At 38.8% G+C, this 20,348-nt stretch carries 26 protein-coding genes; 11 read left to right on the top strand and 15 right to left on the bottom strand.

The window, feature by feature from the left end; translation table 11 throughout:
* Positions 1-81 precede the first annotated feature (81 nt).
* Together ACRPLY_RS12255 and ACRPLY_RS12250 are read left to right on the top strand one after the other, a co-directional pair.
* Positions 82-588, top strand: a complete 507-nt coding sequence (locus ACRPLY_RS12255; protein WP_028414430.1) for a PCYCGC motif-containing (lipo)protein — start codon at positions 82-84, stop codon at positions 586-588.
* A gap of 216 nt (positions 589-804) precedes the next feature.
* Positions 805-1,122: a DUF3243 domain-containing protein gene (locus ACRPLY_RS12250; protein ID WP_014459329.1), complete on the top strand. Its 318-nt coding sequence runs from the start codon at positions 805-807 to the stop codon at positions 1,120-1,122.
* Between the two features lie 46 nt (positions 1,123-1,168).
* Here the strand turns inward: ACRPLY_RS12250 and ACRPLY_RS12245 are convergent, their stop codons facing one another.
* From ACRPLY_RS12245 to ACRPLY_RS12225, 5 genes are all read right to left on the bottom strand, one after another.
* Positions 1,169-2,014, bottom strand: coding sequence for an N-acetylmuramoyl-L-alanine amidase (locus ACRPLY_RS12245; protein ID WP_325077161.1), 846 nt, complete (start codon positions 2,012-2,014; stop codon positions 1,169-1,171).
* Between the two features lie 271 nt (positions 2,015-2,285).
* Positions 2,286-2,909 (bottom strand): LysE family translocator, encoded by a 624-nt coding sequence (locus ACRPLY_RS12240; RefSeq protein WP_325077162.1) that lies wholly within the window; start codon positions 2,907-2,909, stop codon positions 2,286-2,288.
* Positions 2,910-3,066: 157 nt separating this feature from the next.
* Positions 3,067-3,201, bottom strand: coding sequence for a hypothetical protein (locus tag ACRPLY_RS12235; protein ID WP_257041289.1), 135 nt, complete (start codon positions 3,199-3,201; stop codon positions 3,067-3,069).
* Positions 3,202-3,337: 136 nt separating this feature from the next.
* Positions 3,338-4,981 carry an APC family permease gene (locus tag ACRPLY_RS12230; protein WP_274862569.1) on the bottom strand — a complete coding sequence of 548 codons (1,644 nt, stop codon included), beginning with the start codon at positions 4,979-4,981 and terminating at the stop codon, positions 3,338-3,340.
* A gap of 383 nt (positions 4,982-5,364) precedes the next feature.
* Entirely contained in the window at positions 5,365-5,922 is a 558-nt protein-coding gene (locus ACRPLY_RS12225; RefSeq protein ID WP_028414434.1) for a thioredoxin family protein, read from the bottom strand.
* A 351-nt stretch (positions 5,923-6,273) separates the two neighbouring features.
* On the opposite strand from ACRPLY_RS12225, the gene ACRPLY_RS12220 reads away from it, so the two are divergent.
* The 3 genes from ACRPLY_RS12220 to ACRPLY_RS12210 all read left to right on the top strand — a co-directional run bounded on the left by ACRPLY_RS12220 (position 6,274) and on the right by ACRPLY_RS12210 (position 8,609).
* Complete coding sequence (locus ACRPLY_RS12220) at positions 6,274-6,405, top strand: hypothetical protein (RefSeq protein ID WP_013057845.1); 132 nt, start codon at positions 6,274-6,276, stop codon at positions 6,403-6,405.
* A 343-nt stretch (positions 6,406-6,748) separates the two neighbouring features.
* A complete protein-coding gene (locus ACRPLY_RS12215) occupies positions 6,749-7,882 on the top strand; it encodes a processed acidic surface protein (protein WP_432231864.1) in 1,134 nt (377 codons plus the stop codon).
* A gap of 1 nt (position 7,883) precedes the next feature.
* Complete coding sequence (locus ACRPLY_RS12210) at positions 7,884-8,609, top strand: class D sortase (RefSeq protein ID WP_432231863.1); 726 nt, start codon at positions 7,884-7,886, stop codon at positions 8,607-8,609.
* 29 nt (positions 8,610-8,638) lie between these two features.
* Here the strand turns inward: ACRPLY_RS12210 and ACRPLY_RS12205 are convergent, their stop codons facing one another.
* On the bottom strand, positions 8,639-9,430 hold the full coding sequence (locus ACRPLY_RS12205) for a sulfite exporter TauE/SafE family protein (protein WP_033580552.1): 792 nt from the start codon (positions 9,428-9,430) through the stop codon (positions 8,639-8,641).
* A 312-nt stretch (positions 9,431-9,742) separates the two neighbouring features.
* On the opposite strand from ACRPLY_RS12205, the gene ACRPLY_RS12200 reads away from it, so the two are divergent.
* Positions 9,743-10,312: a GNAT family N-acetyltransferase gene (locus ACRPLY_RS12200; protein WP_013083913.1), complete on the top strand. Its 570-nt coding sequence runs from the start codon at positions 9,743-9,745 to the stop codon at positions 10,310-10,312.
* 191 nt (positions 10,313-10,503) lie between these two features.
* Positions 10,504-10,719: a hypothetical protein gene (locus ACRPLY_RS12195; RefSeq protein WP_165573214.1), complete on the top strand. Its 216-nt coding sequence runs from the start codon at positions 10,504-10,506 to the stop codon at positions 10,717-10,719.
* On the opposite strand, the gene ACRPLY_RS12190 is transcribed toward ACRPLY_RS12195, so the two are convergent.
* Positions 10,712-11,536: a 5'-nucleotidase, lipoprotein e(P4) family gene (locus tag ACRPLY_RS12190; RefSeq protein WP_028414438.1), complete on the bottom strand. Its 825-nt coding sequence runs from the start codon at positions 11,534-11,536 to the stop codon at positions 10,712-10,714. The two genes, ACRPLY_RS12195 and ACRPLY_RS12190, sit on opposite strands and share 8 nt — an antisense overlap.
* 417 nt (positions 11,537-11,953) lie before the next feature.
* Here ACRPLY_RS12190 and ACRPLY_RS12185 point away from each other — a divergent pair, with 417 nt between their 5' ends.
* Positions 11,954-12,586, top strand: coding sequence for a YitT family protein (locus tag ACRPLY_RS12185; RefSeq protein ID WP_028414439.1), 633 nt, complete (start codon positions 11,954-11,956; stop codon positions 12,584-12,586).
* 40 nt (positions 12,587-12,626) lie between these two features.
* Here the strand turns inward: ACRPLY_RS12185 and ACRPLY_RS12180 are convergent, their stop codons facing one another.
* Positions 12,627-13,625: an NADP-dependent oxidoreductase gene (locus tag ACRPLY_RS12180; RefSeq protein ID WP_028409240.1), complete on the bottom strand. Its 999-nt coding sequence runs from the start codon at positions 13,623-13,625 to the stop codon at positions 12,627-12,629.
* A 128-nt stretch (positions 13,626-13,753) separates the two neighbouring features.
* On the opposite strand from ACRPLY_RS12180, the gene ACRPLY_RS12175 reads away from it, so the two are divergent.
* Complete coding sequence (locus ACRPLY_RS12175) at positions 13,754-13,981, top strand: hypothetical protein (protein WP_154973745.1); 228 nt, start codon at positions 13,754-13,756, stop codon at positions 13,979-13,981.
* A gap of 88 nt (positions 13,982-14,069) precedes the next feature.
* Here ACRPLY_RS12175 and ACRPLY_RS12170 read toward each other — a convergent pair whose 3' ends face one another.
* The gene (locus tag ACRPLY_RS12170) at positions 14,070-14,504 is read right to left on the bottom strand and encodes a hypothetical protein (RefSeq protein ID WP_028414441.1); all 435 of its coding nucleotides are present in this window, start codon (positions 14,502-14,504) and stop codon (positions 14,070-14,072) included.
* 251 nt (positions 14,505-14,755) lie between these two features.
* Here ACRPLY_RS12170 and ACRPLY_RS12165 point away from each other — a divergent pair, with 251 nt between their 5' ends.
* Positions 14,756-15,214 (top strand): GyrI-like domain-containing protein, encoded by a 459-nt coding sequence (locus ACRPLY_RS12165; protein WP_432231862.1) that lies wholly within the window; start codon positions 14,756-14,758, stop codon positions 15,212-15,214.
* 28 nt (positions 15,215-15,242) lie between these two features.
* On the opposite strand, the gene ACRPLY_RS12160 is transcribed toward ACRPLY_RS12165, so the two are convergent.
* Entirely contained in the window at positions 15,243-15,716 is a 474-nt protein-coding gene (locus ACRPLY_RS12160) for a hypothetical protein (protein ID WP_028414443.1), read from the bottom strand.
* A 98-nt stretch (positions 15,717-15,814) separates the two neighbouring features.
* Positions 15,815-15,940, bottom strand: coding sequence for a hypothetical protein (locus ACRPLY_RS12155; protein ID WP_016764808.1), 126 nt, complete (start codon positions 15,938-15,940; stop codon positions 15,815-15,817).
* 299 nt (positions 15,941-16,239) lie between these two features.
* Between ACRPLY_RS12155 and ACRPLY_RS12150 the strand changes: the two genes are divergently transcribed.
* Complete coding sequence (locus ACRPLY_RS12150) at positions 16,240-17,124, top strand: YitT family protein (protein WP_114895950.1); 885 nt, start codon at positions 16,240-16,242, stop codon at positions 17,122-17,124.
* A 37-nt stretch (positions 17,125-17,161) separates the two neighbouring features.
* Here ACRPLY_RS12150 and ACRPLY_RS12145 read toward each other — a convergent pair whose 3' ends face one another.
* From ACRPLY_RS12145 to ACRPLY_RS12130, 4 genes are all read right to left on the bottom strand, one after another.
* Positions 17,162-17,920, bottom strand: coding sequence for a cytochrome c oxidase assembly protein (locus ACRPLY_RS12145; protein ID WP_432231861.1), 759 nt, complete (start codon positions 17,918-17,920; stop codon positions 17,162-17,164).
* Complete coding sequence (locus ACRPLY_RS12140; RefSeq protein ID WP_154973750.1) at positions 17,913-18,395, bottom strand: DUF2243 domain-containing protein; 483 nt, start codon at positions 18,393-18,395, stop codon at positions 17,913-17,915. The genes ACRPLY_RS12145 and ACRPLY_RS12140 overlap by 8 nt, the downstream gene beginning before the upstream one ends.
* A gap of 806 nt (positions 18,396-19,201) precedes the next feature.
* Positions 19,202-19,612 (bottom strand): disulfide oxidoreductase, encoded by a 411-nt coding sequence (locus ACRPLY_RS12135; protein WP_028414446.1) that lies wholly within the window; start codon positions 19,610-19,612, stop codon positions 19,202-19,204.
* Positions 19,612-20,319, bottom strand: a complete 708-nt coding sequence (locus ACRPLY_RS12130; RefSeq protein ID WP_432231860.1) for a DsbA family protein — start codon at positions 20,317-20,319, stop codon at positions 19,612-19,614. The genes ACRPLY_RS12135 and ACRPLY_RS12130 overlap by 1 nt, the downstream gene beginning before the upstream one ends.
* Positions 20,320-20,348 lie beyond the last annotated feature (29 nt).

The raw sequence follows: 20,348 nt of genomic DNA, 5'->3' as shown, positions 1-20,348 counted from the left end.
CAAAGACGAATGATGTCTTTTTAACGTGATGGATGTACATATTATTTTCTATCTTTAATTGAAGAAAGGATGAACATTTTGATGATGAAATCAAAGGTCATACCAGTTGTCCTTGCAGCAGGCATGGTGTCCGGCTGTGGAAACGAAAGTAAAGAAAGTTCAGCTAACAAACAGACAGAAACAACACAACATGAAGAACATCAGCCGCACACATTAGGGGATAAACGAGAAGAAACAAAAAATAGTGAAACTCTCCCTTCCTTTCTGAGTGACAAGCCCGAAGATATGCAACTTATTTATGCAGCCGCTGCTAAGCATCAAACCTTACTAGAAAACATTCCTTGCTACTGCGGATGTGGAGAAGAAGCTAATCATCAAAACAACTACGACTGTTTTATCTTTGAAAACAAAGAAAACGGCGCAGTAACGTGGGATGATCACGGAACAAAATGCGGTGTCTGCTTAGAAATAGCGGCTCAAGCTGTAGTAGACTACAGCAAAGGCAAAAGCATCGAAGACATTCGTCAAGAAATTGATCATAAATATAAGGAAGGCTATGCCAAGCCTACTCCTACGCCCGAGGTATGATGCTTCAGCATAAAAATTAGTAAAAGACTTTGGTCTCTTCATCCAAAGTCTTTTTGTCATTTTATTATTTGTTGGTAAAATCTCGTTTGACCTCCCCTTTTAAGTCCTTATAAAACGCCATAATGTAAAAATAACACATTTGGACGTTTATTTACTGAATGCTCGGGGAATATGCTTTCTAACACCCAAATATAACCATGAGAGGAGAAAAAAACTATGAGTAATTCTGTAGAAACAAATCATTCAGCAAAAGTTGAAGGAGCCATTAATTCTATGAGCGAGGAGAAAAAAGAGGATATTCTCTCTAGCTTCGAAGGATTTAAAAGTTATCTAGGGGACAAGGTCTCAAAAGGTGAAAAGTTAGGGATGAATGAGGAACAGCTTGCTAAAACAGCTCAGAAAGTAGCTGATTATCTCGCTAAGCATGAAGAGCCGCGCAACCGAGAGGAAAACCTTCTTCACGAACTGTGGAAGGTTGGAAACGAAGAGCAACAGCATCACCTTGCCCATATGCTTGTAAGATTAGTTCAATAATAAAAAAGATGACACGCTTCCGTGTCATCTTTTTTATTTACAGATATTAAACAGCGGGAATGATGATTTGCTGCCCAATTTGCAGTTTGGTAGGATCTACGCTGGTATTTGCATCCTGCAGCTGCTGAACAGTCATATTATACTTCTTTGCAATGCTATAGAACGTATCTCCTGCTTGTACAGTATACGTAGTGACAGGAAGAACAATCTGCTGCCCAATTTGCAGTTTGGTAGGATCTACGCCGGGATTTGCATCCTGCAGCTGCTGAACGGTGATATTATACTTCTTTGCAATGCTATAAAACGTATCTCCAGATTGAATGATATAGAATGTAACGCTAGTAGAAGGTAAGTTTAAATACGCAGCAATTCCACGCGCGTGTGCTTCTCCCACTTCACGAAGAAACGTCGCGTTTTTTAATTTTTCAGCGTCGGCTGTTGTATCGATAAACAAGTTTTCAGTTAAAACAGCAGGCATATTTGTTTCACGCAGGACAGCATAATTAGCTGTTTTTAAACCGCGATCTGCAATCGTTCCAAATTTGCGCATGGTTGGTAAAATCTCTGCATGAAGCTCTTTTTGTAAAAGAGAAGATTGACTTCCCTCTTGTGATGGATAGCGATACGTTTCAAATCCAGTACCTCCGCCGGCATTAATGTGCATCGAAACAAATATATCTGCTCCCCATGCATTAGCTCGGTTCGCTCGATCTGATAATGAAACGAACACATCGGTTGAACGAGTTACTTGAACATCTACTAAATAGTTATGCTCTAAATACGCCCGCGCGTGTAATACAAGCTGCAGCGTAATATCTTTTTCACGCAAATTATTTCCTAAAGCGCCTGAATCTGTACCGCCGTGCCCTGCATCTAGCCATACTTTTTTCATGTGAACCTTTCCTTTCAGCCATAATATGAAAGAACTTGGGGTTAACACCGGCTTTGTCCGATGTTTTATCTCTCATTTTATATATATATGTAAGTGGACAAGAAGGGTTCGTCCTCTTAAAGGTTAGAGAACAATAACTTAAAAAACTGGATTTTACCATAAACATAAAAAATCCGAACGAATTGGATTTATCGTTCGGATCTCCCTTTAACTAACCTATGTCCACGCCTCTTAATAGAGATAAAAAGCAGGTTCGCCACCTTATCTTCTGCTATTTCTCACTAAAAGCAATTTTTAAGCCAATAAGCGTAAAGATAGAGCCTTGCACGAGATTAAGCCGCTTAGACAGCGCCGGAGATTTTCGCAAAAACTCCCCTACTTTCCCTGCAAATAGACTAATTAACGTAAAGATAATCAGCGCTTGAACTAAAAACACAGCTCCATAAACAAGCATTTGCTGCGTGGTGTGTCCGGTTGAATGATTAACAAACTGAGGTAAAAGAGCAAGAAAAAAAAGCGAAACTTTTGGATTTAGCAGGTTCATAATCACTCCTTTTTTATATAGCACCTTGTACTCAATGGCTTCTTTATTTTCAACAGCGAGAGCGGAATCTTTGGCTGTAAACGTCTTATAAGCCAGATATAATAAATAAGCTGCCCCAGCGTATTTGACAATAGCAAATGCTAAAGCTGATTGATAAATAATAGCTGACAGACCCAACGTTGCCGCTGCTATATGACCAAGCAAGCCCGTGCAAAGACCTAATGAAGTCGAAATCCCTGCGTGTTTACCGTTTGATATGCTTTGTGCTAAAACAAATAAGTTATCAGGACCAGGCATAACCGTAAGCAAAGCGGCGACACTTAAAAAAGAAGTGATTGATACGATATCCATAAGTCGTTCTCCCCCTGCATGATTTTGCCAACCATTATAGCATTTTTTACTATCTAGTATTCAAAAAAAGAAAATTTATCCATAAAAAAGGCTGGGACATAACTAAATCAATCTAATCTAAAGACGAATAAATTGTATACATGAGCTGAGCTGCTTGTTACACCGCTGTTGATTTCCGTGCAAGGCTTCGCTTTCCACAGGCGGCCGCTGAGCCTCCTCGTCGCTTACGCTCCTGGGGGGTCTCATCTGTTCCGCTTTTCCCGCAGGAGTCTTCGCCTTGTCCTCCAATCAACTGCTAGAAGCAATTGAAAACATGAAATCTATCTTCAACATAACAACAAAAAACACGAACTACCAATTAAAAAATAATTAATAGTTCGCATTTGACTTTAACTGAAATACTTTTGTCCCAGCCTTATTTTTACTACTTATTTAATTTGTTTTTCCATGATTTGTTCTTTAGCCGAGGCAGTCTGTGCTTCCGCTGCTATCATTTCATTATTAACATGAATTGCTTCTTTTAAATACTCTGTTTTGTACCCGCTTTTAAGTGCCCAAGCATAAAAGAAAAGTGCAACAATTGCAATAAGTCCCATATCCCAGCCGTATTTAATAATATTGAGTCCCCCGAATTTTTCACTTCCTATCCAGGAGATTGTCATCATACATAATAAGTAGACAATCATCCAAACGCCAGCTCGGAAGTTTTGACCAAAGCCTTTCCATTTTGATTTTGCTTGATAATAAAAATAAATTGGCAAACCAATTAAAATAATAAATAATACCTGTCCAGTTAACGGCCATCTCGCCCAGTAAAGAGTAAGTGAAGCAAAAATAAAGCCAAGAGGCGCTATTACATTTAACCCTTTTATACGTAAAGGTCTATAAAGATTGGTCCCCGTTTTTCTTAACGTCATAGCTGTGATAGGACCAGTAAGATATGAAATTAACGTAGCTACAGAAATAATTTCGGCTAAAATTCCCCAGCCTCTAAATAAAAATAAAAAGATGAATGAGACAAATAGATTAAAAAACATGGCTTGACGAGGAACGCCGTAAAGAGGATGAACTCGTCCTAGTATATTCGGCAAGTATTTATTTTTTTCCATACCATAAATCATGCGTGACGTGGTAGCTGTATACGTAATACCTGTTCCTGATGGCGATACAAACGCATCGGCATATAAAACAATAACAAGCCAGTTAATATTTAGTGCAATCGCTAAATCGGCAAACGGCGAATTAAAGTTCAGATGACTCCATCCTTTTACGATTTCTGAAGGATTTACCGCTCCAATAAACGCAATTTGAAGCAATACATAGATCACGGTTGCAATCAAAATGGATCCTACCACGGCAATTGGAATAGAGCGTCCCGGATTTTTCGCTTCTCCCGCCATGTTAATAGGGCTTTGAAAACCGTTAAAAGCAAACACAATCCCAGACGTAGCAACAGCTGTCAACACGCTTGCCCATCCATTTGGAGCAACGCCTCCTGCAGAGGAAAAGTTTCCGCTGTGAAATCCTGCAAATAAAAGAGCACCAATTGTAAGCCCTGGAATCACAATTTTAAAAACGGTAATAAGTGAGTTAGCTTTCGAAAATAAGCCTACCGTCCAATAATTTAAAAGAAAATAAATGATTAATAGCCCTGTAGCAATAGCCAAGCCTTTTCCAGTAAGAATCCCGTTTTCTACTAAACTGCCTGTCCATTTCGCCCACTCCCACGGCCATGAACTCATGTACTGAACAGAGGCAACCGCTTCAACAGGAATAACGGATACAATGGCAATCCAGTTTGCCCAAGCCGCAATAAAGCCAAGAAATGAGCCGTGTGAGTACTGCGTATACTTAACCATACCTCCTGCTTCTGGAAACATCGATCCTAGTTCACTGTAAGAAAGAGCTATAAATAAAATAACAACCATTCCAATAATCCAAGAAGCAATTGCTGCAGGGCCTGCAATTTGAGCAGCTCTCCATGCCCCAAACAGCCATCCTGATCCAATAATAGATCCAAGGCCGACCATCATGAGAGAAAACGTTCCCATTTTTCTATGTAAGTTATTCATGTATCTAACACCTTTCTTCTATATATTCTGAGAAGTGAGTTATTAAGCGCTTTCATTAAATTTAAAAAATAAAATTCATTTTGATCTCTAAAAATGCTGCTTAAAAGTACTAACCAAAAGCTTTTACATTCATTCACGCGTCCCCCTTCTTCATTTATTATTTGCTATTATATCATCATCAAGTTAAAAAAGTACGCGTTTTGAATAAAAAATATTTTTATTTTTAGAATTTTTTGCGTTTTACCAATTAAAAGTACGCGTTTTGAACACTAACATTTATAAAAACAGCCTTTTCATTAAAGTGATATACAAACGATTTTGCTGCAATAACCAGAAAAAAAGCAGGGTAAAATGAAGCGCTCATTTTACCCTGCTTTTTTAAATTATTTTACAACAGCTAACACTGTTTCTTTGAAGCTGTTATAAACATACGACCAGAGAGCCGGTTCTTCTTTATATCTTGTTCGTAACGCAGAAAAGACTTCTTTTTGCTTTTCTTCAAACGAAGGATCTTCTTTTGAAGGAAGTTCGGCGCGAAGCTCATCCACGATTTGCTGAACTTCAGGAGCACGAGGACCCCATTTACCTAGTAAATTTCCTTCATTATTAAAAATTAAAATAATCGGAATAGCACGGCCGCCGTTTGTTAAGTGACGATCAATTAATTCGGTGTCCGCATCGCGCAGTGCAACACGCACATCGATACCGGCAGCTTCAGCTACTTTACGAATGATTGGGTTAATCATCATCGCATCTCCGCACCAATCTTCAGTAATCGCTAAGAAGTGAAGCTTGTGAGCTTTTAATTTGTCAGCCAGTCCATCTTTAGGAAGCTGAAATTGTTCATAAACAGCTAAACTTTCCTCTTTTAATGTACTCATGTCGTTCATATATGTTTGAATTGATTTTCCTTCTTCAAAATACTGTTGTTCTGTTTTCATCAAGATCCCTCTTTCTTTTTTGTATATGAATAGATGAGATATCCAACCTCGTTTTCGTCTTTTTTATACGCACTACTAGTATAGCTTTTAAGCACCATGAATCAAAATATAAAAGTCTGCGTGCTCATTTTGATCATGTTTTTTTATTCTGCGACGGAATTCATAAAACTTCAATTTAAAAACAGCACATTGAGATGTTATAAAAAAAGAGAATGGGGTACATGTACACTATCAATGTAACAAATTTTAAATCTTTGTGAATATTTGAGAATGTTTATTGTGTAACCGTCATCTTTTGATTATGATAATGATATGTTAGCCACTTGACTAAATATGGAGGATGAGGCGAATATGAATCAATCCCCGCATGAAAAGCGAAAAAAACGCAAACAGTTTGTAGAACGTTTAAGACTAAAAGGAATCAAAATAGAGCTGACAAAACCGCGCTCTCACTTTTCTTCACTATCCTTACTAAAATCATAACTCGTAGCCACCTTTTTCTAAAGCGGAACGGTATCGAATTTCAACTATCTATGCTAATGCTTACATATCATTTCAAAAAGAACAGCTTCTAAGTGCTGTTCTTTTTTGATGTTTCTTTATATTTCTGCTTTGTCAAAAAAATTATAAACCTTTTTCTTTATTTTCCCCTTTTTTCTATCTAGGTCTTTTCGCTCTCTTCCATATGGTATTCTCAAAATATATAGTTCTATAAATACCTTAAATTACCACTATATTCAAGGTATATATAATATAAGTATATATTGTAAATTTATAACTCTTACTATATAATCTTGTAGAAAACGTAAAAAAAAGGAGAAAATTGATGAAAAAACTGGGGACAATTTTATTATCATTTCTGCTGTTTGTTGGCGTATTTCCAACGTCTTCATTCGCAGCCGCGTCAACATTTGACGCAGACTTCAACAAATATTTAAAATCGGTAAGCCAAACGCGAGGTTTTGAAGTAACCAAAGACGACGTTGAATATTCACTTTCACTGTATGACGATAGTCTTGAAAACTACGATACAATCGCAGATTTAGAAGATTTTTTAGGTGAACCGATTGCAGCTGACTTACATAACGTGCAAGATTTGTATGCAGATTTTGACTTAGACAAAACAAGCTTAAATGCGTTATTAAAAGAAAACGGCCAAAGCTTAGACGATTATGTGTACCTAGATGATTTATACGATGATGTCGGCTTCTATCTAGAAGGCGATGACTGGTATGAAGATGATGAGTCATATGACGAAGAAGACACTTCTTACGATGATGAATTAAGTGAAGAAGATTTAAGCGGCTTACTATCATTTATGCAGTCTGAATTAGGCTTAACTTCAGAAGAGTTAAATCGAATTGAAGCACATTTTACATCGTTAGAAGATGAGCTTTCAAATGAAGCAACGCTTAACCGCTTAGATCAATTAGGCGAGCGCTTAGCGGCATTCGAAGATTTTGATACAGCAACAGAATTATCTGCTGATCAAATCGCTGAATTAATGTCTATTTATAAAGAAATGCTAACAATCTTCCATTTAGACGCTAAATTTTCACTTGTACAAGGTGGAAATGAAAGATCGCTTTCTCTTACTGATTTAATCAACTTAGAAGAATTAAAAAATGCAAGTCTAAAAATTTCTCTTTATACAACAGACGGTAAATTTTTAGCAGACATGGTGATCACAGGCGATATGTTTAATTCTGATATCATCACAGACACAGGAAAAGAAGTAGAAAAATCTGCTGAAGCTGTAGCAAAACCAGCTCAAGCGCAAAAACCAGCAGTGGAAAAGAAACAAGAACCGGAGAAGCAACAAACGAACAGCGCTGTACAAAAAACCGTTAAAGGCGGAAAACTTCCGGAAACGGCTTCTAATTATGTAACAAATACATTAATTGGATTAGTGCTTGTAGCAGCTGGCTTTGTTCTTTTCCGCAAAGTGAGACGCGCATAAAATGGAACCAAGAAAAACAAGAAGAACAATCAATCGTAAAAAGCGGTTGATTGTTCTTTCCCTTTTAGCCGCTGTCATCTGCTTTGGTCTTTGGTTTACAACAACAAACGCCTATAAATTTGCAAGAGGCTATTTGGCATTTAAAACAATGGATACAGAAGAACCAGCCGTAGCTTCAGTCTCTAAAAGCAAGGACTCATCAACAGCAGACTCTTCTGCTGAAGCTTCTTCTGTTGAACCCAAAAAAGCGGTACACTCTCGTACTGCTAGCTCAGAAAAAAAGCCAAAAGTGTCAAATGTGTCTTATCCGAAACAGCCAAAAATCGGTGATTTAATGGGAGAACTATATATTCCTAAATTAAACGCGAAGCTGCCAATTTATCACGGTACGAACGAAGATGAATTAGAAAAAGGCGTCGGTCATTTTGCGGGAAGCGTGCTGCCTGGTCAAAACGACAATTCTGTTCTATCAGGACATCGCGATACGGTTTTTCGTAAGCTTGGCGACGTGGGTGAAGGCGATTCGCTTGTGGTAAGTACAGCAGCAGGCACCTTCACATACAAAGTAAACAAAGTACGAATTGTGGATGCGGATGACCGGACCGTTATTGTGCCAAAACCTAGAGCCACTTTAACCGTCAGCACCTGTTATCCATTTAACTACGTTGGTTCAGCACCTGAACGCTATATTTTAGTCGCTCATCTTGTTGCATCAACAACAAAATAAAAAAGCTGCCCTTAAAGAGGCAGCTTTTTTTAATGAATAGATTTCATTAGTAAATCAAACCATATTTTCAACGAAGTCGCCGTAATAACGACTGCTAAGATCACTTGCAGCGACGCTACCTTCGTCTTTTGCCCGACAAAAGCGCCAATCGGAGCTGCTAGTAAGCTTGCTCCAATAATCATAAGCGCCGGAAGCAAAAGGACTTGATGCGTCATTACTTTACCGAATGTTGTTCCCATAGACGAAATAAACGTCACGGCTAATGAGCTTGCAATCGTTACGCGCACAGGAATTTTTAACACGGTAATCATAATAGGAACAAGTAAAAATGCGCCTCCTGCTCCGACAATTCCCCCGCAAATCCCAACTAAAAACGCCAGGGCTGCTGCCAAAGGTTTTGAAAACGTCACTTCGAATGAATCGGCCGCTGGATTATTTTTTTTGGGCATAAACATTAATCCTGCAGCAATTGTTGCCATCACGCCGTAAATGAAATTGATCATTCCTTCTGAAAACGAGTTTGATAGCGTTGAACCAATGAGACTACCAACTAAGACACTGACGCCCATATATAAAATTAACGGTTTATTCAAATAGCCGCCCTTTTTATAAGCAAGAGCTCCTGAAACGGAGGCAAACAGCGACTGCACGGCTCCTATACCAGCTACTTCGTGCGCGCTGAATATTCCCACTCCTACAAGAGGCGGAACAAATAGCAACAGCGGGTACAAAACAACTGACCCTCCAATTCCAAGCATACCTGCTAAAAATGACCCGAAAAACCCGAGTGCAAATACCGTTATTAATAGTTGTACATCCATGTTTTTACCACCTGCTTTTATCAATCCAATATCATGTTTGTTAGAAAGTATGTATACATACAACGCCTTATCTCTTCTTCCATTGTATCACTGTATATGCTTCTTTTCTGTAAAAATATTGATAAAAGTGCTTTCAATTATTAATTTTTTTAATCATTAAAATCCTATCGACTTTATGCGTTATTTACGTTTAGCTCAAACTTCCTCGTTCTCCGCTCTGCTACTTGTGGTAGAATAAAGAAAAACTAGATGTTAGAACTGCCTACATGCTACGCTTATCTCAGCAGGCCCATCATCACAGGAGGCTTTCGTATGTTTGAATACAAAATTGATGACGAAGTTAGTTTGCATTTAATTGAATCAACTGACGCTTTCCCCTTGCTTTCTCTTATTAACGAGTCAAGACCTTACCTAAAAGAATGGCTCCCATGGGTAGATAGCATGCAAAGTATTGCTGACTATGATGAACTCATCCCTGAATGGAGAGCTCAATACTATAATAACCAAGGGTTCCAGGCGATCATTCGGTACTACGGAGAAATCGCCGGAATGATTGGTTTCCACGGAATTAATTGGGGAAATAAAAGTACAAGTCTCGGCTATTGGATTGGACATGATTTCCAAGGAAAAGGCATTATGACAAGAGCCGTACACGGATGCCTGAATTATGCATTTAATACGTTAAACCTTCATCGAGTCGAAATACGCTGCGGCGTTAATAATGAAAAAAGCAAAGCCATCCCTACGCGTCTAGGTTTTACGGAAGAAGGCATTTGCAGAGAAGGTGAATATCTATATGATCACTACCACGATCTTGTAATTTATGGCATGTTAAAACACGAGTGGAAGCAAGCTCCTTATGCTCCGTGGCTTCTTTCTTAAAAAGTAGAATCATTTGGACAAGCTATCGTTTAAATAGGGTATAGTAAAAAGATTAAAAGAAGCTGGGACAACAATATGTGAGTTGAAGAGAAATCCGAACGAGGTTGATTCTTAATGAAGAATCAACCTCGTTCGGATTTTTTATTGTGATGCTGAACACAGGTTTCATTCAATGCAGGTGATACCAGCTGTTGATTGGAGGGCAAGACGAAGACTCCTGCGGGAAAAGCGGAATAGATGAGACCCCGCAGGAGAGAAGCGACGAGGAGGCTCATCGGCCGCCCGCGGAAAGCGAAGTCTTGTACGGAAATCAACAGCGGTGTAACAAGCGGTTCAGCTCATGTATCCAATTTGTTCGCCTTTTGATTGGAGCGATTTCGTTATGTTTCAACCTATTTTTTAATTAAAATATTGAAGCTGTTCGCGGCGAAGCTTATCTTTTTGTTTGTCCGAAATTGAGTAGTCGTAGTTATAAATAGCTCCTTCCCAATCTCCATACATTGGATTTGGAAACACAATTAGCTTTTGACCAAATGCTTCTTTTTGTTCTTCTACAAGCTTATTTCGATCGTTCATCGACTTTTTATCAAAGCCGCTAAAATCAGATAAGTTATCACCAAACAGCAGGACTACATTATGATTCGTCGCTACTTTTTGACGGCGCGTTTCTTTTCCTTCGTCTTTTGGACCCGTCAACAGCACATGGTCTTTGGTTGCTTGAGGAATATGTAAATTCTTTAGGTTTTTAATTGTTGCCTCAAGCTGAGAAGTTGTACGGCCTGAAATGTAGTAAATATCTACACCTTTTTGATCTGCATACGTCAAGAAATCGACAGCACCTGGCACTGCTTTCGCTTTTGCTGCTTGCACCCATTCATCCCACTTATAAGGGAATCCTTTACCCGTTTTGATGGCTGAAGCTTGAAATGGGCTATTATCAAGCACGGTCTCATCTAAATCCAAAATAATGGCAGGCTTTTTATCGGTACTTTTTGCAAGCGCCTCATCTAAACGAAGCTTCCCTGTATTATAGCCTTGGTAATACAAAGCTTTCATTTCGCCGGATGTCTGGTACCAAGCGTCCGCCATAATTTGCTGATCAGCTAGATTTTGAACGGGTTCTTTTTTCTCAGCAGAAACCTCTTTTTCCTGCTGAGGGGCACATGCTGTAAGCGAAAAAGCAAGTACAGCCACACCTGTCAACGCTGATAATTTCTTATTCATTTTGCATCCACTTCCATCTCTACATATTTTCATGCTAATAATGTTATATATTACCTCAATCAAACAAAAAATCAACAAAAATACGAATAATATTTTAATTAATAATTAAAATAGTTCGTTTTAACTGATATTCCTTCCCTTTTTTTGACCATTATCCAAATATTTGTTTATACATTTTCCAAAATCCGTTTTTCTCATTCTTTCTTTTTAATCTTTTTTTAGAAACATATCGGCTTATCACTCATTTGCTCCAGAAGAACTCAATAAATCTGAATTATCTAACTTTTTATCTTGTGTTAGATTCTCTCACAAAAGTGCTTTTTTTTGAAAAGATATATAGTAAAATAGATTTTGTGAATTAAAAGACGGTGTTTTCTATCGAAAGTGTTGTATAAATATACAAAAGGGGATGGAGATATGAATCACGTAAAACAATGGGGATGGATTACCTTTGGCTGCTTATGCGTTGCCATCGGAATTCAATTTTTAACCGCTTCTAACCTCGTTATTGGCGGAACGGCAGGACTTGGCATTGTGCTGCAGCATTTAACCGGTATTTCATTTGGGGTATTGTTCTTTATCATCAATCTACCGTTTTATTTTATGGCTCTTACACAAATTGGACTGCAGTTTACGATAAAAAGCTTCATCAGCGTTAGCCTGATGTCAGTGATGTCCGATTTATTAGCTGCCAACTTTTCATTTGCACTTCCGCATCCGCTTGTAGCCGCGGTTATGGGCGGCATTATCGTCGGCATTGGACTAATCTTTTTGTTTCGTCACGGCTCTTCTCTTGGCGGAATCAACATGTTATGCGTGTTTCTTGATAAGAGATTTGGCATTAATCCAGGTAAAACAATGCTTTTGACAGATGTGTTGATTGTAGGCTCTGCAACAGTGGTATTCGGCGTAGTTCAAGTTCTTTATTCGTTAATTGGTATTTTTATCATGACAGGACTGCTTGGACGCTATCACAAACGCTCGCCAATCGAACGAACTGGTGAACATATTGAAGAAGAAGCCAAGCAACAAACGGCTTCAACTATGTAAAAAAACCGTGCGGAAATGATCCCGCACGGTTTTTTTACGCTTATTCTGCTACTTTTACAAGCTGTTTTCCTAAGTTTGCTCCTTCAAATAAACCAAGGAACGCTTCAGGTACATTTTCAAAACCTTCTACAACGTTTTCGCTGTACTTGATTTTCCCTTGCTGCACCCATTCGCCTAACTGCTTAATGCCTTCAGGGAATTTGTCAGCATAGTCGGCTACGATAAACCCTTTCATTAGCGCACTGTTAATTAATAAAGGTGTTTGAACACGTGGTCCAACATCTTGTTTTTCTAAGTTATACAGTGAAATTTGGCCGCAAAGTGGAATGCGCGCAAATTTATTTAATAAGCTAACAACTGCATCTGAAATCTCTCCGCCGACGTTTTCAAAGTAAACATCAACGCCATTAGGACACGCTTCTTTCAATGCTTCTTTCACATTTCCTTTTTTATAATTAATCACTTCATCAAATCCGAGCTCATCTTTTAAATAAGCAATTTTATCTTCAGAACCTGCGATGCCGACAACACGTGCGCCTTTAATTTTAGCGATTTGACCAACAACAGATCCAACAGCACCTGCTGCACCGGAAACGACTACTGTTTCGCCTTCTTTTGGCTGACCGATTTCAAGCAGTCCAAAATAAGCTGTGAGACCAGGCATACCAAGAACGCCGATAGCCGTTGTAATTGGCGCTAGCTCTGGATCAACTTTCTGTAAGTTTTTTGCTTCTGCGGCTGAATAGCGTTTCCAAGGAAGCATACCTGTCACGATATCGCCTTCTTTAAAGCGATCTGATTTTGATTCCGTTACGCGTGCTACAATGCCGCCTGCAAGCGGTGCGTTTAGCTCAAATGGAGGAACATATGATTTTGTATCGTTCATGCGTCCTCTCATATACGGATCAACAGAAAGGTAAAGTGTTTGAACAAGTACCTCGCCTTCTTTCGCTGTAGGCATTTCAATTTTTTCGTATTTAAACGTATCTTTTGTTGGCATTCCCTTTGGACGTTCTGCTAATAAAATTTGTTCATTCATCGATATCGCTCCTTTTTATTTCTCTGTTTTTTGTAAAATGTGCTAAACTTACTTTTGTTATTTTAAATTATATATTGTGCACAACGCAAAAAATATGATTGTGCAATAACACCGAAGGAGAAAAAGACATGGAGCTAATTCGCTGTAAAGAAAATGTTGTTAAAAAACTAAACGATTTTGTTGAAGTAACTCCCCCCGTTATTTTGTTTAAAAAAGGCAATATGTATCCGATTAAAATGGATATCAACTACAACTGGATTGCCACAGACGAACAAGGTCATGAGCATATTGTCGCTTCAAACACAAAGAATGTGCAGGACGACTACTGGTTTAGCTACCATTTTGACTTATATTAAGGAGTTTCCCGGATTTACTCTTCGTAAACGTTATATAAATAAAGTGTTGCATCAGTAAAAAAACAGCGCCAGAATTCTGGCGCTGTTTTTATGTAGTAATCGCAATTGCACGGGTAGTCGTTTGAACGGTCACCCCAGTTGAAGACCGGACAAAAAATTCCATTCTGACTGAGTACGTGTATGTACCAATTGATGCTACTGTATCTACCCATGTAAAAGAAAGAGCATTTTGCTGAGTAAATGATAGTGTTAGAACGGCTGCAGCTCCTTGCTGTAAATTCTGTGAAAACAAAAGCTGAGAATTTCTATATACTCTAAGTGTTACCCCGTATTGATAGCTAGTTAATCCAAGAGGAATGTTTGCTTCAATTGTAGCAAACCCATCTATTTTCATCTTCTGATTGTTTTTTTTCGTCTCAGCATTTACTGTTAAAATGCTCGTTTCAGAACCGTAAGTCAACGACTGCACGCTTTGAGACTGCGATGAAAATATATTCAGCTGGCTTTGAATTACGTCTCCCATTACTTTCCCTCCTCTTAGTTATATGAAATATACGGTAATAAAGTATATACTTACCTTTTGATTTGCATGACTAAGAGTTCAAAGACCTCCGTCAACCAGCTTGCTAAAACTATTTCTTAATTCACAAAAGCTGGCTACTGTAATGTTCCATTTTCTGCATCGATATCTACTTAAGATTATGTTACAATCACGGTAAAGTAATTTATGATTGATAGAATAAAAGCTAGAGCTTGAAAAATTCGAGGTGGATTATGCAAGGTAAAGTTGTATATAAAGAAGGATTTTCAGTGATAGGCATAGCAAAAAACGGAGAGTATCAAAAAGAGAATCTTTTGAAGCAAATACTTAAAGAAAAAGAAATGATTAGCTCTTCAAAAGAACCTTATATGGTTACAGGCATTTGCATGGCTCCGAAAAGAGAAAATTATTTTTATATTGCAGGTACAGAAGTGGCTGATACGGCTTGTATTCCAAGCGGTATGAGCGTTCATACGTTTCCTTCGTTTACATACCTGCAGTTTAAACACAGAGGTCCCATTACATCGCTTGGGTCGACGTATAACAGCATCTGGAATGAATGGCTGCCGAACTCTTCTTACAGCATGATTGAAGGTCCTGCTCTTGAAATTGTAAATACAGCTATACACAGCAATTTATATAGTGATACATATGAAATGGATATTTATATTCCCATAAAGCTTGGACATTAAAAAAGGTGAACTTACGTTCACCTTTTTCCTATTTTTGTAGCTGTTTATATAAATGATAAAGAGTAAAAACGCACTCTGGATGCCGCTCTTTATGGTTAAAAAAGCCATGGGGAAACATGAGTGAAAGATTCCCTTTTTCAATTCCGGTTACATACTTGTTTTCCATAAGCGGATATTCTTTCACAACCCAGCGCGCTTCATCAATCGTAGACGTAACCACCTCACCAAAGTATACGCCCATACACTCTTCGAATTCTTCTTTTGTCATCGAAAAATAGTCAAAACAATTGCTGTCTTCTAGATCATAGTAAAGAAGCTCTAATATTTTCAAACTTTCATCTGTAAAATCAACGGTGAATTCAGCTACCGCTTTGCTTATTTCATGAATATGATTCATGCACTGTTCGCGCACTTGATGATAGTAATAGCTAGCTTCAAACTGATGTTCACACGTCACTAGCGATTCTCCGTATGATGTTGTTAGATCATGATGCTTGCTCATGCTGACACCTCCACGCTAAGCTTATGGAGCAAGTATAACATTAACCAAGCTACTATTGAGCATCTTCCATTAACAACCTATCCGCGGCAATATTAGGTTCACTTTTTACTCATTATTCTGCCGTACACAAATCCTCCGCTAACAAGAAGAATACCGCTAATTAATACGCTGCTTAAAAAGATTTGCGAGTGCATCAAGTGATTATACATCATCCACACGCTCATTTCGTCATCTCCTTTTGGCCTTTTTTAACTAGTATCCCCGATTTTCTTACCGCACATGCCGGCATTTTCATCATTTTTTCATCAAATCCCTATATAGTGAAAATTGTGAAGCCAACTTTTTTTCATCGTTTTACTCTTTAAAAAGCCTGCTTATGACTCTAAAGCAGGCTTTTTTTATAGAGTGAAACAAGTAATTAAGCCGTCTATCCCCACTAATTGTGCACAGTAAGGTATAATTAAAGATAGTTTCACTTTTCTAAAGTGAGAAATACATAGGAGACATCAAAGGAGACATGCAAATGACAGAAATCGAAAAAGCGAAAATTCAGCACCGAAAGCTGTCCAAGGGACAGGTATTTGGAAGGGCCATCGCTATTGCGATTGGTGCCCTGCTCATGGCCACAGGACTTGAAATCTTCCTTGTTCCAAACCACGTTGTTGACGGAGGAATTACCGGTATTTCCATCATGCTTTCGCATATTACCGGCGTAAATCTAGGAATCTTTCTTTTTGTACTAAATCTTCCGTTTGTATTTATCGGGTACAAGCAAATGGGAAAAACATTTGCCCTTTCCACTATTTTTGGCATACTGGTTGTATCCATCTTAACTTCTATGTTTCATGATGTCCCCGCGTTTACCGCAGACGTTCTTCTTGCTACCGTTTTTGGAGGGATTATTCTCGGAATTGGAATTGGACTCGTCATTCGCTACGGCGGAGCGCTTGACGGTACGGAGATACTTGCCATTTTAATCAGTAAAAAAATTCCGTTTTCTGTGGGAGAAATTGTAATGTTTTTCAACTTCTTCATTTTAGGAGCAGCGGGATTTGTGTTCACGTGGGACCGCGCCATGTATTCCATCCTTGCATACATCATTGCGGCTAAAGCCATTGATACAGTTGTAGAAGGATTGGAAGAATCAAAATCAGCTTGGATTATTAGTGATCATTCTGATGACATCGGCGATGCGATTAATGCGCGTCTAGGTCGAGGCGTTACCTATTTGCACGGTGAAGGTGCTTATACGGGCGATGATAAAAAGGTGATTTTCTGCATCATTACGCGCCTTGAAGAATCAAAGCTAAAAACCATTGTTGAAGATTTTGACCCTACTGCCTTTTTAGCCGTTGCAGATATTACCGAAGTCCGCGGCGGACGCTTTAAAAAACGAAACATTCACTAAAAAAACGCGCAGAAAGCATGATGCTTTCTGCGCGTTTTTATGTAAAAGAGACTTTTTGAACCCGCTTAAACCATTCATAACAAAGAAGTACAATTAAACATAAGTCGATTAAATCGCCTCCGTAATACATCAGCATAGCCCCTTGCTGCGCCTCTTCTGCCGAGACGTGCATAGGCGGGTGAGCGTACACATATTTTGATAAAATACCGTGGGCGGCAAGAGCAAGAACCAATACGAACGCTCGGTGCGTAAAAGCTTTTTGATGCGGCGAAGGATCAATTGAAATCATCGATACGGTGAACAAATAGCCGGCTAAAAATACGTGAATATGTACAGCGACATGCACGAAAAAAGAGTGATGCATCATGCCATACAGACTTGTTGTATAAAGAAGCCAAAGTCCTCCTACGTTAAGAACAGAAGCTGTCACCGGACTGCTGATGAACCGAACAAACCGCCCTTTTAAAAATTTTGACACCTTTCTGGCTGCATGAACCGGAAGCGTGCGAAGCAGCAGCGTAAGAGGTGCTCCTAACGCCATTAAAAGCGGAGCTAGCATACCTAAAAGCAAATGCCCCGTCATATGCGCAGTAAAGTCCATATGAGCACGGGCTGCGAGCGGTCCTGCTACAGAAGATATGGCGCATAAAATACCAAGTGTCCAGCTGGACGTCCTATATAATGACCATTTTCTATACGTTACATTTGAAGACGTTACAGCCCACATGTATAAAAAAAAGGCAGCGGCAAAAGGCAGGGCTAATACAACCTGAGACAATACTTCATATTTAATCATGATGTGCACCTTGTTTACGTGTAAACCATGTTAAAATGATGCCGATAAGCAGCATCAAACATGCAAGTACATTCCACGTAATGTCGTAAGGTGCAATCTTCACTCCGTACCGGATTTGATGAAGTCCCATAAGCTTATGCTGCACGGTCCCGTCATAAAACTGAAACGCTCCGGCTCCAAGCAATACTCCTCCTATCCACCTTTTCACCCACCAGCCGCCCCGGCGCCTGAGATCTGCCACCATAAAAAGTGATGCAATTGTAGCGAACCAGCTGAATGCGTGAAACAAACCGTCCGACACTAAACCAGCGGCTGTTGTGGACTTATCATAAAAATGATGCCAATGAAGCAGCTGATGAAACACTGCTTCATCAATAAAAGCAACTAACCCTACGCCAAACAAAAAGCCTGACCAGCTATTTCGAGCGCGGTGAACCACGCGCTGATTTGCAGTTGCTTCGTGCTTCTTTTCCATATATATCCCTCCCTGCCAGTTCTTTAAGTTTATATCGATTCTAATGAACGTATACCCTATTAAAGAGAAATGAATCTATAATATGGAAAAATAGGAGCTATATCCTAATCTCGTTTTCACTATCTTTTCACCATAAAGGTATAGGATAGTATTTGCGAAGCCAATTAGCATATTTTTTCATAGTTTTACTCCCTTTCTAAAGACCTGTTTCCCCAAAGCAGGTCTTTTTTATATCCCGCTTCTCTTTTCACCATTTTTTCACCATAAAGATATAGGATAGTACTTGCGAAGCCAATTAGCATATTTTTTTCATAGTTTTACTCCTTTTGAAGACCTGCTTCCCCAGAGCAGGTCTTTTTTTATATCCAGTTTCTTTTTTCATCATTTTTTCACCATAAAGGTATAGGATAGTACTTGCGAAGCCAATTAGCATATTTTTTCATAGTTTTACTCCCTTTCTAGTGACCTGTTTCCCCAAAACAGGTCTTTTTTTATTTTTTCTAAAAGCTTCCATCTTTTCACCGTTTTTTCACTTTTCTTTTGTATACTAAGTTTGTCAAAGCAATTTCATCATTTTTCATAAATGACCCCTATTTATTCCCCGCTTTTTGTGAGCGGGGCTTTTTTTATAAGAAAAGCATATTTTTTAAAAAAGCTTTTCTCTTTTCACCGTTTTTTCACTTTTCTTTTATATACTGTTCTTGTCAAAACAATTTCATCATTTTTCATAGATGTACCCTATTTGCACCCGCTTCTTGTAAGCGGGACTTTTTTTGTTTTCAGATAAAAAAAGCTTAACCCGGAGGTTAAGCTTTTTTCATCTGCTTGCGAAGAACAAGCATCATAATCGTAATAATGGTAAACGCAATAAACGCTAAAAAAGGAATGGTGATAAATCCAAGCCAGTTAATATATTGACCTGAGCAAGGAACACCGCTTGTACACGTTTCAAATGCTTTAAGAGCCGGTATCTTCTGCAGGCAATAATGATAGCCTGAAAGCGCCATACCAATCACCGAAAACGGCAGGACGTATTTGTAGATGAACGTATCATTCCGGTACACGGCTACACCTAGCACAATCGCGAGCGGATACATTAAAATTCGCTGATACCAGCAAAGTTCGCACGGGATAAAGTGAAGAACTTCACTAAACGTCAAGCTTCCAAGCATCGCGATAAGCGCTGTAATCCACCCGAAAACTAAAGACTTGTTCATTATTTGTTCTCCTTAGCCGCATCTTTGACCATTTGATCAAAGTCATCGATTGTTTTTCCTTCGAATTTTTTGCCGCCTACATAAATGGTTGGTGTACCTGTGATGCCTAAGTCATTGGCTGTCTTCATATCTTGATTAAACGCATTTTTTCCTTTTCCGTCTTTAAATGCACTCGCTACTTTTTTCGCATCGGCATCGCTTGACACTTCTTTCAGCGTATCTTCTAAGTAAGATTCCGTTAAGACATCTTTCTTTTCGTCCGCTGCGTTTTGCTTTTTATAAAGAAGTTCATGGAATTTCCAAAATGTATCGTTTCCAAGCTCTTTGTATACCGTTTCGGCGAATTCTGCTGCACGAGAGGAGTCGTTGTTGATAAATGCATAGTTCATAAAATAGAATTTCACTTTACCTGTATCCACATAATCTTTTTGAATCAGCGGGAAAAAGGATTCCGTGAAGTTTTTGCAAGCCGGGCATTTGTAATCTCCAAACTCTACCACTTCTACCGGAGCTGACTCTTTTCCAAGATACGGCTGATTATCATATGTAAGAGAGGCCTTTTCATCTCCTCCGCCCTTTGACATATTCGAAAGGACGATTAACCCTAAAATACAGACCGCAATAATTCCAATCACCCAAAAAATCCACTTGCTTGAGGATGTTTGCTGATTGGGCGTTACTTTTTTCTTTTTCTTTGCTTTTGACACAATCTCATCTCCTTCTTTTCTTTCTCTCT

This window comes from Priestia sp. TGN 0903 (assembly GCF_050846855.1).
Classification (GTDB): domain Bacteria; phylum Bacillota; class Bacilli; order Bacillales; family Bacillaceae_H; genus Priestia; species Priestia zanthoxyli.
Note: the sequence above shows the minus strand (reverse complement) of the source record. Positions and strands in the feature narration are given on the sequence as shown.

Excerpts from the sequence above, each read along its gene's own strand:
- ACRPLY_RS12205 (WP_033580552.1), bottom strand. The coding sequence starts at position 9,430 with ATGGATGTACAACTATTAATAACGGTATTTGCACTCGGGTTTTTCGGG.
- ACRPLY_RS12225 (WP_028414434.1), bottom strand. The coding sequence starts at position 5,922 with ATGAAAACAGAACAACAGTATTTTGAAGAAGGAAAATCAATTCAAACA.
- ACRPLY_RS12150 (WP_114895950.1), top strand. The coding sequence starts at position 16,240 with ATGACAGAAATCGAAAAAGCGAAAATTCAGCACCGAAAGCTGTCCAAG.
- ACRPLY_RS12185 (WP_028414439.1), top strand. The coding sequence starts at position 11,954 with ATGAATCACGTAAAACAATGGGGATGGATTACCTTTGGCTGCTTATGC.
- ACRPLY_RS12250 (WP_014459329.1), top strand. The coding sequence starts at position 805 with ATGAGTAATTCTGTAGAAACAAATCATTCAGCAAAAGTTGAAGGAGCC.
- ACRPLY_RS12165 (WP_432231862.1), top strand. The coding sequence starts at position 14,756 with ATGCAAGGTAAAGTTGTATATAAAGAAGGATTTTCAGTGATAGGCATA.
- ACRPLY_RS12180 (WP_028409240.1), bottom strand. The coding sequence starts at position 13,625 with ATGAATGAACAAATTTTATTAGCAGAACGTCCAAAGGGAATGCCAACA.
- ACRPLY_RS12240 (WP_325077162.1), bottom strand. The coding sequence starts at position 2,909 with ATGGATATCGTATCAATCACTTCTTTTTTAAGTGTCGCCGCTTTGCTT.
- ACRPLY_RS12215 (WP_432231864.1), top strand. The coding sequence starts at position 6,749 with ATGAAAAAACTGGGGACAATTTTATTATCATTTCTGCTGTTTGTTGGC.
- ACRPLY_RS12160 (WP_028414443.1), bottom strand. The coding sequence starts at position 15,716 with ATGAGCAAGCATCATGATCTAACAACATCATACGGAGAATCGCTAGTG.
- ACRPLY_RS12190 (WP_028414438.1), bottom strand. The coding sequence starts at position 11,536 with ATGAATAAGAAATTATCAGCGTTGACAGGTGTGGCTGTACTTGCTTTT.
- ACRPLY_RS12145 (WP_432231861.1), bottom strand. The coding sequence starts at position 17,920 with ATGATTAAATATGAAGTATTGTCTCAGGTTGTATTAGCCCTGCCTTTT.
- ACRPLY_RS12155 (WP_016764808.1), bottom strand. The coding sequence starts at position 15,940 with ATGAGCGTGTGGATGATGTATAATCACTTGATGCACTCGCAAATCTTT.
- ACRPLY_RS12210 (WP_432231863.1), top strand. The coding sequence starts at position 7,884 with ATGGAACCAAGAAAAACAAGAAGAACAATCAATCGTAAAAAGCGGTTG.
- ACRPLY_RS12230 (WP_274862569.1), bottom strand. The coding sequence starts at position 4,981 with ATGAATAACTTACATAGAAAAATGGGAACGTTTTCTCTCATGATGGTC.
- ACRPLY_RS12220 (WP_013057845.1), top strand. The coding sequence starts at position 6,274 with ATGAATCAATCCCCGCATGAAAAGCGAAAAAAACGCAAACAGTTTGTA.
- ACRPLY_RS12135 (WP_028414446.1), bottom strand. The coding sequence starts at position 19,612 with ATGAACAAGTCTTTAGTTTTCGGGTGGATTACAGCGCTTATCGCGATG.
- ACRPLY_RS12255 (WP_028414430.1), top strand. The coding sequence starts at position 82 with ATGATGAAATCAAAGGTCATACCAGTTGTCCTTGCAGCAGGCATGGTG.
- ACRPLY_RS12200 (WP_013083913.1), top strand. The coding sequence starts at position 9,743 with ATGTTTGAATACAAAATTGATGACGAAGTTAGTTTGCATTTAATTGAA.
- ACRPLY_RS12170 (WP_028414441.1), bottom strand. The coding sequence starts at position 14,504 with ATGGGAGACGTAATTCAAAGCCAGCTGAATATATTTTCATCGCAGTCT.
- ACRPLY_RS12245 (WP_325077161.1), bottom strand. The coding sequence starts at position 2,014 with ATGAAAAAAGTATGGCTAGATGCAGGGCACGGCGGTACAGATTCAGGC.
- ACRPLY_RS12140 (WP_154973750.1), bottom strand. The coding sequence starts at position 18,395 with ATGGAAAAGAAGCACGAAGCAACTGCAAATCAGCGCGTGGTTCACCGC.
- ACRPLY_RS12175 (WP_154973745.1), top strand. The coding sequence starts at position 13,754 with ATGGAGCTAATTCGCTGTAAAGAAAATGTTGTTAAAAAACTAAACGAT.